At 62.6% G+C, this 14028-nt stretch carries 13 protein-coding genes; 2 read left to right on the forward strand and 11 right to left on the reverse strand.

All coding sequences use genetic code 11. The features are described from left to right. Positions 1 to 93: 93 nt before the first annotated feature. The 4 genes from AB1J88_RS19905 to AB1J88_RS19920 are packed head-to-tail and all read right to left on the reverse strand — an operon-like array spanning position 94 to position 4795. Positions 94 to 591, reverse strand: coding sequence for a GNAT family N-acetyltransferase (locus AB1J88_RS19905; protein ID WP_430291804.1), 498 nt, complete (start codon positions 589 to 591; stop codon positions 94 to 96). 11 nt (positions 592 to 602) lie between these two features. Further along, positions 603 to 2699, reverse strand: coding sequence for a biotin/lipoyl-binding protein (locus tag AB1J88_RS19910; RefSeq protein ID WP_430291805.1), 2097 nt, complete (start codon positions 2697 to 2699; stop codon positions 603 to 605). Continuing rightward, positions 2700 to 4019 carry an efflux RND transporter periplasmic adaptor subunit gene (locus AB1J88_RS19915; RefSeq protein ID WP_430291806.1) on the reverse strand — a complete coding sequence of 440 codons (1320 nt, stop codon included), beginning with the start codon at positions 4017 to 4019 and terminating at the stop codon, positions 2700 to 2702. Then, on the reverse strand, positions 4016 to 4795 hold the full coding sequence (locus AB1J88_RS19920) for an efflux RND transporter periplasmic adaptor subunit (protein WP_430291807.1): 780 nt from the start codon (positions 4793 to 4795) through the stop codon (positions 4016 to 4018). Before AB1J88_RS19920 ends, AB1J88_RS19915 begins: the two co-directional genes overlap by 4 nt. A gap of 169 nt (positions 4796 to 4964) precedes the next feature. Between AB1J88_RS19920 and AB1J88_RS19925 the strand changes: the two genes are divergently transcribed. Together AB1J88_RS19925 and AB1J88_RS19930 are read left to right on the forward strand one after the other, a co-directional pair. Beyond that, positions 4965 to 5330: a type II toxin-antitoxin system RelE/ParE family toxin gene (locus AB1J88_RS19925; RefSeq protein ID WP_047290723.1), complete on the forward strand. Its 366-nt coding sequence runs from the start codon at positions 4965 to 4967 to the stop codon at positions 5328 to 5330. Continuing rightward, the gene (locus tag AB1J88_RS19930) at positions 5323 to 5628 is read left to right on the forward strand and encodes an XRE family transcriptional regulator (RefSeq protein WP_098966556.1); all 306 of its coding nucleotides are present in this window, start codon (positions 5323 to 5325) and stop codon (positions 5626 to 5628) included. The genes AB1J88_RS19925 and AB1J88_RS19930 overlap by 8 nt, the downstream gene beginning before the upstream one ends. Before the next feature lie 95 nt (positions 5629 to 5723). On the opposite strand, the gene AB1J88_RS19935 is transcribed toward AB1J88_RS19930, so the two are convergent. The 7 genes from AB1J88_RS19935 to AB1J88_RS19965 form a co-directional block, all read right to left on the reverse strand. Continuing rightward, the gene (locus AB1J88_RS19935; RefSeq protein WP_430291808.1) at positions 5724 to 7298 is read right to left on the reverse strand and encodes an efflux transporter outer membrane subunit; all 1575 of its coding nucleotides are present in this window, start codon (positions 7296 to 7298) and stop codon (positions 5724 to 5726) included. Next, positions 7295 to 8365, reverse strand: a complete 1071-nt coding sequence (locus AB1J88_RS19940; RefSeq protein WP_430291809.1) for an HlyD family secretion protein — start codon at positions 8363 to 8365, stop codon at positions 7295 to 7297. The genes AB1J88_RS19935 and AB1J88_RS19940 overlap by 4 nt, the downstream gene beginning before the upstream one ends. A 26-nt stretch (positions 8366 to 8391) precedes the next feature. Continuing rightward, complete coding sequence (locus AB1J88_RS19945) at positions 8392 to 9930, reverse strand: MFS transporter (RefSeq protein ID WP_041070934.1); 1539 nt, start codon at positions 9928 to 9930, stop codon at positions 8392 to 8394. 188 nt (positions 9931 to 10118) lie between these two features. Further along, positions 10119 to 11036, reverse strand: coding sequence for a LysR family transcriptional regulator (locus AB1J88_RS19950; RefSeq protein WP_041070933.1), 918 nt, complete (start codon positions 11034 to 11036; stop codon positions 10119 to 10121). A 198-nt stretch (positions 11037 to 11234) separates the two neighbouring features. Then, positions 11235 to 12101, reverse strand: a complete 867-nt coding sequence (locus AB1J88_RS19955) for an ABC transporter permease (RefSeq protein WP_108181302.1) — start codon at positions 12099 to 12101, stop codon at positions 11235 to 11237. A 20-nt stretch (positions 12102 to 12121) separates the two neighbouring features. After that, on the reverse strand, positions 12122 to 12982 hold the full coding sequence (locus tag AB1J88_RS19960; protein WP_430291810.1) for an ABC transporter ATP-binding protein: 861 nt from the start codon (positions 12980 to 12982) through the stop codon (positions 12122 to 12124). Positions 12983 to 12987: 5 nt separating this feature from the next. Beyond that, positions 12988 to 14013, reverse strand: coding sequence for an ABC transporter substrate-binding protein (locus AB1J88_RS19965; protein WP_430291811.1), 1026 nt, complete (start codon positions 14011 to 14013; stop codon positions 12988 to 12990). Positions 14014 to 14028 lie beyond the last annotated feature (15 nt).

Raw genomic sequence — 14028 nt, forward strand, 5'->3', positions numbered from 1 at the left:
GCCTGCTCGCGAAAGCGCCGTATCAGCCAACAACGATGCTGGATGAACCACCGCCTTCGCGAGCAGGCTCGCTCCCACAGGGTTTTGTGAGGTCTAGCCGTGGGGATACCAGACGAGCCGCTGCGCCGCAGGATTGCTTTCCTCCACAGTAAAGCCCAACGCCAGATAGTGTTGCCGCGCGTGAGGGTTGTTGGCCCAGACCACCGTTGCCACCGGGCAGCGGACCTGCTGCGCGGCCTTTTGCACGCCTTGCAACACCGCGCGGCCGTAACCCTTGCCCCGCGCCTGAGGGATGAAGGCGATGTACAACACGCGGATTTCATTGGGGCCGAAGTCGGTGCTCAGCGCCCCGACGGCCGTGCCAAGTTTTTCCACGACGTAGTGCATGGCGTTGGGATGGTTTTCACCCACGCCCTGTTCCTGCACCTGAAATTGCTGGGCGACCACTTGATGGACAACTTCCTGCTCGCCGTCGATCCATTGCAGATCCGGGCGTGCCGACTGATAGAGGCGGTGCAAAAACGGCCCGTCGGTGGCCCGCGCAGGTCGCACCACCAATCCGTCTGCCGCCACATCTGCGTTGCTCGCCATGTTCACGCTCCCTAAAAACCGCTTTCCCTGACCCCCAGCGCCGCCAACCGGCGCCAGGCCACGCCGAGTACCGACTCGCCGCTGCCCTGCAGCACCACCACACCGCGCAACGGTTGAACCGGGGTGGGCGGCTGATCCAGCGTAGTCAATCGCGCGCCATATTGCGCCTGTACAGGCTCGGCTCGTTGCTGTTGATCGCGGCGCACGGCAATCGGCCCGTGATGATCGGAGGTCAGCGCCTCCTGATCGACATAGGCCACGCCATTGGTATCGATTTCATCCAGCTTTACGGCGAGCGCCGGATGCATCGGATCATCGGCGATGAAGCGCCCGGTCGCACCCGGCTGGACTCGCCACAACTCGGCTTCGGCGATATAGCCGCGCAGGCGCGAACCGTCCTCGACCACCCGCGCCAGCGCATCCTTGCTCGACAGCCAGCGCCCCGGCGTCAGGTTTGCCAGCACATCACGCACAGTGCCGGCATGGGGCGCGCGCAGTAGCAGGCGTTCGCGCCGAGCGCTCAGACCACGGTATTGCGCCACGGCTTCGGCGAGGCGTTGCTCGATGATACTGGCGTCGGCCGCGGTTTCACTGCGACCGGCCTGTCGGCGCATCAGCAATTGCTGGATCTGGATTTCCCGGCGGACGATGGCCTGCTGCGAATCGAGATCCGGCGACTCCAGTTCGATCAACACATCACCCTGAGCGACTGTCTGGCCATCCGCGACCTTGACTGTTTTGACCCGCGCCGCCACCGGCGCATGCAACGCACTGGCCCGACCGCCCTCAAGCATCGTTGGCAGTTCCACCGCGCTGCGCCACGGCACGATCAGCACCAGCAACAGACCGAGCACCGCCAGGCTGCTGAGCAGCACACGCGGGCCATGCGCTTGTTCGCGGCGGCTCCACCACTGGCGCCACTCATTCATGATCGGCAGAAAGATGAACCACACCAGTTCCACCAGCATCAGGAAGATCCCCAACACTTTGAAAAACAGGTGATAGACCGCCAGCGCGATCCCGAAAAACAACGCCGCACGCCATAACCACGAGCCATACCCCCAGATCAGCAAACGCCGTTGCATCTTCGGCGACCAAGGCTCCGGCGCCGGAGCGCCATAGCCGAACAAACACTCACGCAGGCGCCAGCGACAGAAGGCAAAGGCCCGGCCCTGCAGGTTGTCGACCTCCCACAGGTCACTGAGCAGAAAATAGCCATCAAAACGCATGAACGGATTGAGGTTGACCACCAGCGTAGTGATCCACGTGGCGCTGGCGAGCATGAACGCCGCCGTGCGTCCGGGGCCGTCGGGCAACAACGACCAGACCAGCAACGCGATGCACGCCAGCAACAACTCCGCCAGCACCCCGCCGGCGCCGATCAGCAGCCGCGCACGCCGGTCGTTGACCCGCCAGGCGTCGCTGACGTCGGTGTAAAACATCGGCAGCAAGACCATGAACGCCACGCCCATGCTCTGCACCCGACAGCCGGCGCGCTTGGCCATGAATGCGTGGCCAAACTCGTGACAGAGCTTGGCGAAGAACAGCGCCACACCAAACGAGAGCGCCCCACCGAGGCTGAACAGGTGCGGAAAGGTGCCGACAAAGCGCTGCCAGTCCCGCGAAACCAGAAACACCCCGAGCGCCAGCGTTACCGGCAGACCGACGCGCAACAGTCGTGGTCCGAAGCGCTCCAGCCACGGCCACGCGCGATTGAGAAAAGCGTCCGGGCGCCACAATGGAATGCGAAAAAACAGATATTGGTGAAGCAGGATTTTCCACAGGCTCTGCCGTTGCGCGAGGGCCTTGAGCGAGTAACTGGCACGCTGCTGATCGTCGAGGGCGCTGATCAGGTCATGCCCGCGCAGAAATGTCAGCAGTTGCTCCAACTCGACGCCGTCCAGCGGCAGGCCCGGTTCGCGGTTGGCGGCGCGCAGCACTTGTTCGGGATCGCCCAGCGACCAGTGGCGCAACAGACGCATCGCCGCCGCGCCGAGTTTGAAATACCGACCGCGCACCGGATCGGCCAGGGTCCAGCGCGGTGAACCGTCCAGTGCCGGCGCCGCAGGCGACAGTTGCAGGTCGGCACGCAGGCTCGGCAGATTCATTTACAGGCCCACGCTCTGGCGCAGACCGGCGAGCGGGCGGCGCAGCAGATACAAGGCCAGCGGCGCGCGGTCGCCGAATATCTTGGCCGTACCGCGCAGGCCGATGCGCGGCGGTGCCTCGGTAAAATTCGCATCCAGTCGATACGCCAGTTGGCCGCCAGCGGTGGGCTGCGCTTCATAGGCCGAACGCTCAAGTCTGGCGGTGTGGCGTTGCAGCGGATCGCTATCGAGAAACAACGCAATATCGGCGCCCGGTTCCAGCGCAATCGCGTCGCCCACCGCCAGTTCGATGCGCAGTTCGGCCTGATTCGGGTCGGCGATTTCCATCAAGCGCTCGCCGGTCTGCACCGGTCTGCCGGTCAGGCGTTCGGCATCGGCGAACACGGCGATCCCGTCACGCTCGGCGCGCACTTCGCTGCGCGCCAGCAACTCGCGGGCGTAATCGCGCTCGGCGCGTTTTTGCTCGGCACGGGCGGCGAGCAAATCGACCCTGGCACTGGACTCGGCATCGGCAAATGAACGTTGCGAGTTGGATTTCAGCTCTGCTTCCGCCACGCCCAAGGCACGCTCGGCCACATCGGCCTGGGCCTTGAGGGTGGTGCTTTCAAACCGCAGCAGCAGGTCGCCGGTTTTCACCGGTTGATTGGGCTTGACCAGAAACTCGGCGATCACCCCGTCCAGCGGCGCCGCCACCACGCGCCCGCCCTGCGGCACCACCTCGGCCGGGGCCAGCACTGACTGGCGCACCGGGATCAACAACCCGAGCAACAGCACCGCCACCAGCGCCACCTGACGCTTGCGGGTCCAGCGCAGCCGCCACGGTTTGCGCGGTTGCAGCGCCAGCCAGGCGTGACTGAAGGTGTCGCCCAGTTGTGACAACAGCACTTGTTCGGAAGGGTTCCACGGCACGTCGCGGGCCAGCCACAAACCGCCGAACACCTCGCCCTCGCGGTCGATCAGTGGCAGCCAGAACACCTGAGCGGCAGACAGACTGCGCCAGTCAGCCTGAATCGCTTCGCCCACCCGCTCAGGCGTGATGACCCGCGCAATCTTCAATCCATCCTGCTTGAACAACTGCGCCACCGCCTGCTCGACGAATGCCACAAACGGTGCATTCGGCTCGACCGTACTGACGCCAGTCACCGCCTGTACCTTGCCAGCGATCAGTAATGCCGCATGGCGATACCCGAACAGCGCCTGGCCGTCGTTGACCAGGCTATAGGCCAGTTGCGAGGCATCGCGAGCAGCGCGTGTCTGTCGTTCGAGATCCAGAAACCGCGCAAACACCTGTTCGGCGCCGCCGGCCACCGGGGCGTTCATTTAAGCTCCGCAAAATGCGCCGTGCCGCTCATGCCGGCGAGCAAGCCCTTGGCTTCGGGAAGTGTGGCGACCAGCAACAGGGTCTGACTGCCTTCGTCAATCCGCGCACCGAGTCGTTTGACCGTGGCGTCGATGGGCTGACCGGTCTCATCGGGAACGAAACTGAAGGTCTGGCCTGGCTTGAGTCTGGCCATCCAGCGTGAGGGCACCAGCAGGTGAATTTCCAGGGTACGGTTGTCGACCACATCGAGCAGTGGCGCGCCGGCCGGCACACTTTCGTAGCGTTGTACCTTGCGCTCGACCACTTGCCCGTCGAACGGTGCAACCACGCTGCAGCGTTTGACCTGAACCTGATAAACCTGAGATTGCGCCTGGGTCTCGCTGACCTTGGCCTCGGCCCGCGCCACTTCGAAACGCCCGACGGAATTGAGCGCCGCCAGTTGCCGATTGTGCGCCAGCTCCTCACCGGCACCGCGGCTGGCGGCCTGGGCGGCATTGAGCTGCGCCTGATACGCCGAGCAATCGAACTTCGCCAGCACATCGCCCTTCTTGAACGACTCGCCCTCGCTGAACGGCAACTCGACAACCCGCCCGGACAACTCACTGGCCAGCGTCGCCTGATCCCGAGCGCGCAACACACCCCGCGCCTCACTGCTCGCCGTGGCTGTCGCAGGCGCTGCGTTATCCAGCAGCGGATCGTCTGGCCCGGGCGTTTGCGCCTGAACTGCACACGTAACAAAGGTCAATCCGATAACCCAACCGCGCAAACGCTGCATAACCGCTACTCCCTGACGGATGAGCGGAGTCTACGACAGCGGGGAATAGCGTCAAGCGAAAGGCCATCACTGTGCCGTTACGCTTGCTGTAATCCGAGCGAAGCGCTATGGTCAACCCATCGAAAATATGACTTTGATGGAATATTCCATAACACTCATATTAGTGCCCATGAATTGGGATATCGAATACACCGACGAGTTCGGCAACTGGTGGGAAGAACTGACTGAGAGCGAGCAGAGTTCTGTGGCGGCAAGCGTCAAACTGCTTGGGCAATTCGGCCCAGGCCTGCGTTTTCCGCATAGCAGTGCAATCAATGGCGCGCGGCATGGTCATTTACGGGAATTGCGCGTCCAGCATGGCGGGCGACCGTATCGCGTGCTCTATGCGTTTGATCCAAGACGCTGCGCGTTGCTTTTGATCGGTGGAGATAAAACCGGTCAGGACCGCTGGTATGAACTCAACGTCCCGCTCGCCGATCGACTGTACGATGAGCATCTCGAAACATTGCGCAAAGAGGGTTGCAACAATGGCTAAGAAATTCGCCGACCTCGAAGCACGCATGACACCCGAAGCACGGGCGCTTGCCGATTCGATCTACGAACAACACATCAAGGAAATGCCGCTTAACGAACTGCGACAAGCCAAGGCCTTGAGCCAGGCCACGCTGGCTGAAATGCTGCACGTGAACCAAGCGGCCATCTCGAAAATGGAGCGCCGTACCGATATGTACATCAGCACGCTGCGCAACTATATCCGGGCAATGGGTGGCGAACTTGAAATCATCGCGACCTTTCCCGACGGGCAAATCAAAATCGAAAATTTCGCAGGCTGAACAGCCATAACCCGCTTCAACCTGTGAATCTTCCACTGTGCAATAGCCGTATAGTGGCCAATCGAATTCGCCGATTTGCTCCCTCAGGCGCAATCTCAGCGCTGCGCCATCTCCCCCACCGGATACACCGACTCCCAGCCCCCACCCAACGCCTTGTATAACCCGACCATCGCCAACGACACACCCGTCGAACTCTCCACCCACTGCTCCTGAGTGGCCAGCAACGCGCCTTGCACGGTAAGGACGTTGACGAAATCGACCACGCCTTCGACGTATTGCTGTTGCGCGGTGCGCAGGGCGATCTGGTTCTGCCGCACGGCTTCGGCGAGGCTGTCGCGGCGGCGCTGGCTGGCGTTGTAGGCCGTCAACTGGTCGTCGATTTCATGCCAGGCGCGCAGCACGGTCTGCTGATAGGCGATGGCCGCTTCCTGTTGCTGGGCTTCGCGCAGTTGCAGCATGCCGCGCAGGCGGCCGCCGTCGAACAGCGGCAGGCTGAATTGCGGTCCGATACCGAAAGCTCGCGAGCCCCAGGAACCGAAATCGCTCAGCTGCATTGCCTGCGAGCCAAAGTTGCCGGACAGGGTGATGCGCGGATAAAAATCGCCTTTGGCCACGCCGATGTTGGCAGTGGCCGCGTGCAGGCGCGACTCGGCCTGGCGGATGTCCGGACGGCGTTCGGCCAATTGCGACGGCAGGCCGATGGCGACTTGCAGCGGTGACTGCGGCACGGCAGCGTCTGTGGATAACTCTTTGGCCAGCGCTTGCGGTGGCTCGCCCATCAACAGACTGATCGCGTTGATCAGTTGCGACTGGCGTTGTTCAAGCGCTGGCAGACGCGATTCGATGGCCGCGACCTGAGCGGCGGCTTCGGCGACATCCAGATCGGTTGCCACACCGTCGTTCAGGCGCAGTTGCGACAGCTTGAGGCTGTGCCGGGCGACGTCGAGGTTCTGCTCGGTGACCGCGCGGGTATTCTGCACGCCGCGCAACTGGATGTAGTTCTGTGCAGTGTCAGCCAGCACTGCCAGCAGCACGCCGCGCCGATCGTTTTCGGCGACTTCGAGGTTGGCATCGGCAGCCTCGGTCTCGCGGCGCACGCGGCCCCAGACATCCAGTTCCCACGAGGCGGAGAAACCGGCGTCCCACAGGTTGAAGGCGGAATCGCCGTTGTGCCCGGACGGGTCATTCAGGCCTTCGCCGCTGTTGCGTTTGCGCGCGTAGCTGCCGGTAGCGGCGGTGGTCGGGTAGCGATCCGCGGTGATCACCTGACGCGCGGCGCGGCTTTGTTGCAAGCGGCTGCCGGCCAGTTGCAGATCGAGGTTGCTGTTCATCGCCCGCTGGGTCAGGGCTGAGAGTTGCGGGTCGTGGAAAACCTCCCACCAGCGTTCGTTCAGCGGTTCGCTGACCGCCTGACTGGGGGCGGACTTGGCGGGTTTGGCCCAGTCGGTGATCTGGCGGGCTTCAGGCTTGTGGAAGTCCGGGCCGACGGTGCAGGCGCTGAGGCCAAGGGTAAGCAAGGCACTTAAGGTGAGTTGCTGCCACGGGCCTCTTCGCTGGCAAGCCAGCTCCCACAGAGAACTCTGTTTGGAGTGAGAATCCCGGCCAGTCTGCACACCCTCTGTGGGAGCTGGCTTGCCAGCGATGTCGCCAGCCGATTCAACAAAAATCATCGCTGAGTCACCTCGCGTTCCGCCGGCGCCGAACGGCGAGTGTCGATACTCGCCTCCACCGACATGCCCACACGCAAACGCTCGGCCAACGGCTGACCCGGCTCAAGCACGATTTTCACCGGAATCCGTTGTACAACCTTGGTGAAGTTGCCCGTGGCGTTATCCGGTTTCACCGCGGCGAATGTCACGCCGGTCGCCGGGGCGATGCTTTCGACGCGACCGTTCAAGGCCTCGCCGCCGAGGCTGTCGACGCGTACCTGTACGTGCTGCCCCGGCTGCACGTCGGTAAGTTGGGTTTCCTGAAAGTTGGCAACCACATACGCCTGCTGCAACGGCACCACCGCCAGCAACTTGCTGCCCGGCGTGACATAGGCGCCGACGCGCACCGCACGCTCGCCGACCATGCCGTCCTGCGGCGCAGTGATGCGCGTATACGACAGCTCGAAACTGGCGATTTCCAGTGCCGCTTGCGCATGCTTCAGATTGCCTTCGGCGGCATCGCGCTGCGCCGTGAGAATCTCTACCTGCTTACGCTCGGCCGCCAGTTTCGCGCTGGCCGTATCGAGCCGTGCGCTCGCCTGATCGATGCGGGTGCGCGCCTGCTGCGCGTTCTGCACCGTGCCGGCGCCGACGCCAGCGAGGTGGTTGTAGCGATTGAGCTCTTGCTGGGCGAAGGCCATTTCTGCCTTGGCCGAGACCACCGAAGCCTGCGCCTGAGCGATCACCGAGGTCTGCCGCTCCAGCGTGGCCCTGGCGTTTTGCAACTGGGCGCGGGCGACCAGGGTTTGCGCATCGGCCGCTTCAGCGGCGGCGCGCAAATCACGGTCATCGATCAACGCCAGCAATTGCCCGGCCTTGACCTGCTGGTTGTCTTCCACCAGCACTTCCTTGATGAACCCGGCCACACGCGGCACCACTAACGTGTAGTCGGCGGAAACGAACGCGTCGTTGGTGTTTTGCTGAGTACGCTTGCCGAACAGTCCCGGCACCGCCAGGTACAGCAACACGCCGACCGCCAGTGCGGCGGCCACGGCCACCGCGAGTTTTTGCTTTGCTTGAGTCGTCATAAAAACCTTCGGTATCTGTGAAGCAATCAGGTCGGCGCGCGCGGCGGAAAAATCCGCGTCGGCAGCCAGAAAATCAGCAGAATCAGCGCCACCGCGACGCCGGCCATGCACACATAGAGATCAGAGGACGTCAGCACCACGGCCTGTTCGTGCAGGCGATGGGCAAGGCCCGGATCGCTGCGATCGGCCAACGGTGAATTACCGAGGTTGTCGATCAACATGGTCGAGTGAAAATGCAGGCGCGCGGTGGTCAGCGCCTCGATGACGCCGGTGGCGATCACCGCCGCGAGGCCTTTCACCGTGTTGAACCACGCCGAAGCGAACGGGCCGTCCTGCGGCTGGATGCTGCCGGTGGAGAGCATCAACAGCGGCAGCACCGACATCGGCTGACCGAAAATCTGCAGCCATTGCAGGACGTAGAAATTGTCGCGGATCCACTCCGAAGTCAGCAGCGAGCCGCCCAGGCAAGAAAGCGTGAGCATGCTCAAACCGATGCCCAGCACCCAGCGACAATCGACCCAGCGCAGGTTGCACAAAGCCGCCACCAGCGGCAGCGCAATCAACTGCGGCAACGCCGCGATCAACATGATCGGCGCGGTCTGCACCGGGCGATAACCCTGCACCTGCGCGAGATAGCTCGACGGAATCAGCACCACCGCCTGCAATACCACCAGCACCCCGGCCAGGGTCATCAATGCGAACGCCAGGTTGCGAATACCGAGCATCTGCAGCTTGAAAAACGGAATCGGCTGCGACCATTCATGGATCAGAAACGCCAGCAGCAACAGCGCGCCGGCGCCGAGCAATGCGCAGATCAGGCTCGACTCGAACCAGTCCAGCCGATTGCCCTGGAGCAAGCCGATCACCAGCATGCAGATCGCCGGAAAACCCAGCAGCAGGCCTTTCCAGTTGAACGTCTTGAGGCGTTCCAGGCGCAGCGGATCCTGCGGAATGCCCCAGGCCACCATCGCCATGGCAATCAGACACGGCACGATGATTTGCCAGAACGTCCATTGCCAGCCGACGTATTCGCTCCACAACCCGGCCAGCGGCGTGCCAAGACCCGGGCCGAACGTCGCCGTCAGCGCATAGCCGGCCAGGCCATAAAGTTTGAAATTGGCCGGCAGAAAGCGCAGGGCGACGGTCATCAGCATCGGCGGCAACGCGCCGCCGGCCAGCCCTTGCAAGGTGCGCATCAGCAACAGGCTTTCGTAGTTCGGGGCGAACGGGCACAGCACGCCGAGCAGCGTGAACAGGCTGATCGCGCAGAGGGTGAAGCGGCGCAGGGAAAACGTCACCGAGCACCACGGCGCAAACGCCATCGCCGCCACCGAAGTCGCGGCGTAGCAGGACACCAGCCAGGTGCCTTCGTCGTAACCGATGTTCAGCGCACCACGGATGTCGGCCAAAGCGACTTTGGTCACCATCTCGTTGAGGCCCGAGACCAGCACCGCCAGCAGCACGCCGACCAGGCCGGTGATGATCCGCGCGCCAAACACCGGTGGCGTGGCCGCCGTCGCCGGACTGGCCGCAGCGACGGGCGCCGGGACGGTCAGGGATGTCATGAATACACACTCCGGAGGGAAAAATACCGGAGCATTTTAGTAAGGCTTACTGCTGACGAAAATTGACTTATCGGCAGGTTATAAGTGCGTCAGACACAATTGTTTAAAGCAAAAGATCGCAGCCTTCGGCAGCTCCTACGGACTGCGCTTCCCTGTAGGAGCTGCCGAAGGCTGCGATCTTTTGACTTTCAGGGTTGCGCGGCCAGCCACGTCTCATCGCAACAGGCCTTCAGCGTTTCGCGCAGCCAGCGGTGCGCCGGGTCCTTGTCGAAGCGCGGGTGCCAGGCCTGGGTCAGCATCAGCGTCGGCAACGGAATCGGCAGATTGAACGAGCGCAGCTTCAGGCCCAGTCGGCGCACGCTGAGCAACGCTTCCTTGGGCACCGGCAGGATCAGGTCGGAATCGGGCAAGGCAAACATCGCCGCGTGGAAGCTTGGCGCAATCACTGCCACCCGCCGCTCCAGGCCCAAGGCGTTCAACGCAGTGTCGATGGGGCCGCGAGCAATGCCACGGCGCGACATGCTGATATGCGAATAACCGGCATAACGCTCGGCGGTGATTTCGCCGTCGAGCAGTGGATGATCCTCACGCACCAGACCGACAAAATGCGTGGAGAACAGGTTCTGCACTTTGACTTCCGGGGTCACCGGACGGGTGTTGCTGACACTCAGATCAATCCGTCCTTCACGCAGCGCTTCGTCGTCGCCATCGCCCTCGGGGACGAAACGCAATTCGCAGTGCGGGGCCTGCTGGTCGAGGGTGTCGAACAGCTTGCCGCCGTACACGCCGATGAAAAAGTCGTTGGCGCGGATGCTGAAACGCCGCCGCAAGGTACCCAAATCCACGCTGTCGGCGGAGCGAAACAGCAACGCCGCCTGCTCGACCACATCGCGCACCTGCTCGCGCAATTCGAGGGCTTTGGGGGTGGGTACCAGGCCACGACCGGCGCGCACCAGGATCGGATCGCCAATGGCTTCGCGAATACGCGTCAGGGTGCGGCTCATGGCGGCAGGGCTGAGGTTCATCCGCCGCGCGGCGCCGACCACACTGCCTTCGTCGAGCAGGGCGTCGAGGGCGACCAGGAGATTCATGTCCGGGAGTTGCATGCAGAGCACTCATGGCTGATCTGAATTGATCCGGGTGCAATGCTAGCAAACATCCCTCAAGTCTGGTGGTGGTTGCAAGGACGCCATCGCTGGCAAGCCAGCTCCCACAAGGATTGTGAGCTTCCACAAAGTCTATGGCCGGCGAAACTCCTGTGGGAGCTGGCTTGCCAGCGATGGGGCCAGCTCAGTCAATACACATCAGCGCTGCATGCCCCAGCGTTTTACAGTGACCCGCTCCAGCGTGTCGAACACCAGATTCTCCACCAGCAACCCGATCAGGATCACCACCGCCAATCCGGCAAACACCTTGTCGGTGTACAGCTCATTGCGGTTCTGGAAGATGTACCAGCCTAACCCGCCCTTGCCGCTGGTGGCGCCGAACACCAGCTCGGCGGCGATCAGCGTGCGCCAGGCAAACGCCCAGCCGATTTTCAACCCGGCGAGGATCGACGGCAGCGCTGCCGGGATCAGGATGAACAGCACAAAACGCATGCCCTTCAGCCCGTAGTTACGCCCGGCCATGCGCAGGGTTTCCGAGACGCCGAGAAAGCCTGCGTAGGTGTTCAACGCCAGCGCCCACAGCACCGAATGCACCAACACGAAAATCAGGCTGTTCTGCCCCAGACCGAACCAGAGCAACGCCAGCGGCAGCAAGGCAATCGCCGGCAGCGGGTTAAACATCGAGGTCAGGGTGCTCAGCAGGTCGCGACCGAACTGGGTCGACACCGCCAGCGTGGTCAGGGCGAATGCCAGGACGATGCCGATCAGGTAACCCTTGATCAGCACCACCAGCGATATCCACACCTTGCCCAGCAGCTCGCCGCTGAGCAGGCCGTCGTACAGCGCATGGCCGGTCTGCAGAAAGCTCGGCAGCAACAGGTCGTTGTTCTGCACCCGGGCGATCACTTCCCAGAGGATCGCCAGCAGAATCAGGATCACACTCTTACGCAACCAGCCCTGTTGCCACAGGCGTTGCGCCAACGGCAATTCGCGCTCAAGCGGCACGCTGGTCAATGGTTCAAGGACGGTTTCAAACTCTTGTCGTACAGACGATGGTTGGCTCATCGGGCAATCCTCCAGAACGCTCAATAAGCGATACGAATGTCGTTGAAGTCATGGTCACGCTCGGTCTCCGGCGACTGGCCTTCATCGAACAGCAAGCGGTGAATGCGCCGTGCCGATTCCTGAAACGCCACGCCGCCGAGGCTTTGCAGATCGTATTGATGGCTGTGCACTTCAGCGCGTACCCGCCCCGGATGTGGCGACAGCAGCAAGATGCGATTGCCGACCACCAGCGCCTCTTCAATCGAGTGGGTGACGAACAGCAAGGTGAAGCGCACTTCTTCCCAGAGCAGCAGCAATTCTTCCTGCATCTTGCGCCGGGTCAGCGCATCCAGCGCGGCGAATGGCTCGTCCATCAGAAGGATTTTCGGCTGCATCGCCAGCGCGCGGGCAATCGCCACCCGCGCCTTCATGCCGCCGGACAAGGTGTGAGGATAGGCATCGGCGAACGCCGCCAGCCCTACTTTTTCCAGATAGTGCAGCGCACGTTGTTCGGCCTCTTTTTTGTTCAAGGTTCGTGAGGCCAGCAGCGGAAACATCACGTTCTGTTTCACGGTTTTCCACGGCGGCAGTTGATCGAACTCCTGGAACACCACGATCCGGTCCGGACCGGGTCCCTCGACGCGCTGACCTTGCAGGCGAATCTCGCCTTCGCTCGGTGCGATGAACCCAGCAGCGGCCTTGAGCAAAGTCGACTTGCCGCAGCCGGACGGGCCGAGCAGCACAAAGCGGTCCGCCGGATCGATTTCGAAGCTGACCTGATGGGTGGCCCGCACCACCCGTTGCGGAGTGCGGTATTCGAGGCTGACGTTATCCACCGCCAGCAGCGCTTGCGTGCTGGCGACCGGGTTGCTGGCCGCGTGGCCTTGCAAAGGGGCGTTCATCTCGATCAGCTCCCTTGCAGCGGTTTGGCGTCCTGGAAGAAGTAGTCCTTCCACGACTCCGGTTTGTTCTTGATCGCGCCGACGCGGTAGAGGAATTCGGCCAGCGGATAGGTATTTTTCGGCGTGACGCTGAATTCGAATTGCGGGTTGTCGATGATTTTCAGCAGCTCGGCGCGGTCGATCTTGGCCTTGGTCACGCGGATGTAGGTGTCCGCCGCCGCGCCCTTATCGTTCTGCGCAAATTGCGCGGCTTCGCTCAGCGCCTCGACGAAAGCTTTGTAGGTTTTCGGGTTGTCGTTGCGGAATTTCTCGGTGGCAAACAGCACCGTCGGCGAGTTCGGGCCGAGGATGTCGTAGGAGTTGAGCACCACGTGCACGTTGGAATTCTGCAGCGCCTGATCCTGGAACGGCGGGTTGGAGAAATGCCCGGTCAGCTCGGTGCCGCCGGCAATCAGCGCAGCGGTCGCATCCGGGTGCGGCACGGCGATGGTGTACTTGTCGAGGCGATTGAATTCCTTGTCTCCCCATTGTTTGGCCGCGGCGAATTGCAGGAAGCGCGACTGCACCGACACGCCCACCGCCGGCACCGCAATGCGGTCCTTCTCGGTGAAGTCGGCAATGGTTTTGACCTTGGGATTGTTGCTGACCAGGTAGTACGGGAAGTTGCCGAGCGAGGCGACTGCCTTGACGTTCTGCTTGCCGTGGGTGCGATCCCAGATGGTCAGCAGCGGGCCGACGCCGGCGCCGGCAATGTCGATAGAACCCGACAACAGCGCATCGTTGACCGCCGCGCCGCCCGAGAGCTGCGTCCAGTCGACCTTGATGTCGAGGCCTTGCTGCTTGCCGTACTTCTCGATCAGGCCCTGATCGCGCACCACGTTGAGCAATAAATAGACAATCCCGAACTGTTCGGCGATGCGGATTTCACCTTCGGCGTGGGCCACGGTTGGCACCACCAGGCTACCGGCAAGCAGGTTGAAACCCAGGCCGATGGCCGCCGCCAGCGGTGCAAATGGAAAACGTTTGGACATGATCGAATCTCCGGC

It is taken from the genome of Pseudomonas sp. S8, assembly GCF_050473925.1.
Taxonomy (GTDB): Bacteria; Pseudomonadota; Gammaproteobacteria; order Pseudomonadales; family Pseudomonadaceae; genus Aquipseudomonas; species Aquipseudomonas parakoreensis.

Bases quoted from the DNA above. Each gene is read 5' to 3' on its own strand.
- AB1J88_RS19905 (WP_430291804.1), bottom strand. From the start codon at position 591: ATGGCGAGCAACGCAGATGTGGCGGCAGACGGATTGGTGGTGCGACCT.
- AB1J88_RS19910 (WP_430291805.1), bottom strand. From the start codon at position 2,699: ATGAATCTGCCGAGCCTGCGTGCCGACCTGCAACTGTCGCCTGCGGCG.
- AB1J88_RS19915 (WP_430291806.1), bottom strand. From the start codon at position 4,019: ATGAACGCCCCGGTGGCCGGCGGCGCCGAACAGGTGTTTGCGCGGTTT.
- AB1J88_RS19920 (WP_430291807.1), bottom strand. From the start codon at position 4,795: ATGCAGCGTTTGCGCGGTTGGGTTATCGGATTGACCTTTGTTACGTGT.
- AB1J88_RS19925 (WP_047290723.1), top strand. From the start codon at position 4,965: ATGAATTGGGATATCGAATACACCGACGAGTTCGGCAACTGGTGGGAA.
- AB1J88_RS19930 (WP_098966556.1), top strand. From the start codon at position 5,323: ATGGCTAAGAAATTCGCCGACCTCGAAGCACGCATGACACCCGAAGCA.
- AB1J88_RS19935 (WP_430291808.1), bottom strand. From the start codon at position 7,298: ATGATTTTTGTTGAATCGGCTGGCGACATCGCTGGCAAGCCAGCTCCC.
- AB1J88_RS19940 (WP_430291809.1), bottom strand. From the start codon at position 8,365: ATGACGACTCAAGCAAAGCAAAAACTCGCGGTGGCCGTGGCCGCCGCA.
- AB1J88_RS19945 (WP_041070934.1), bottom strand. From the start codon at position 9,930: ATGACATCCCTGACCGTCCCGGCGCCCGTCGCTGCGGCCAGTCCGGCG.
- AB1J88_RS19950 (WP_041070933.1), bottom strand. From the start codon at position 11,036: ATGCAACTCCCGGACATGAATCTCCTGGTCGCCCTCGACGCCCTGCTC.
- AB1J88_RS19955 (WP_108181302.1), bottom strand. From the start codon at position 12,101: ATGAGCCAACCATCGTCTGTACGACAAGAGTTTGAAACCGTCCTTGAA.
- AB1J88_RS19960 (WP_430291810.1), bottom strand. From the start codon at position 12,982: ATGAACGCCCCTTTGCAAGGCCACGCGGCCAGCAACCCGGTCGCCAGC.
- AB1J88_RS19965 (WP_430291811.1), bottom strand. From the start codon at position 14,013: ATGTCCAAACGTTTTCCATTTGCACCGCTGGCGGCGGCCATCGGCCTG.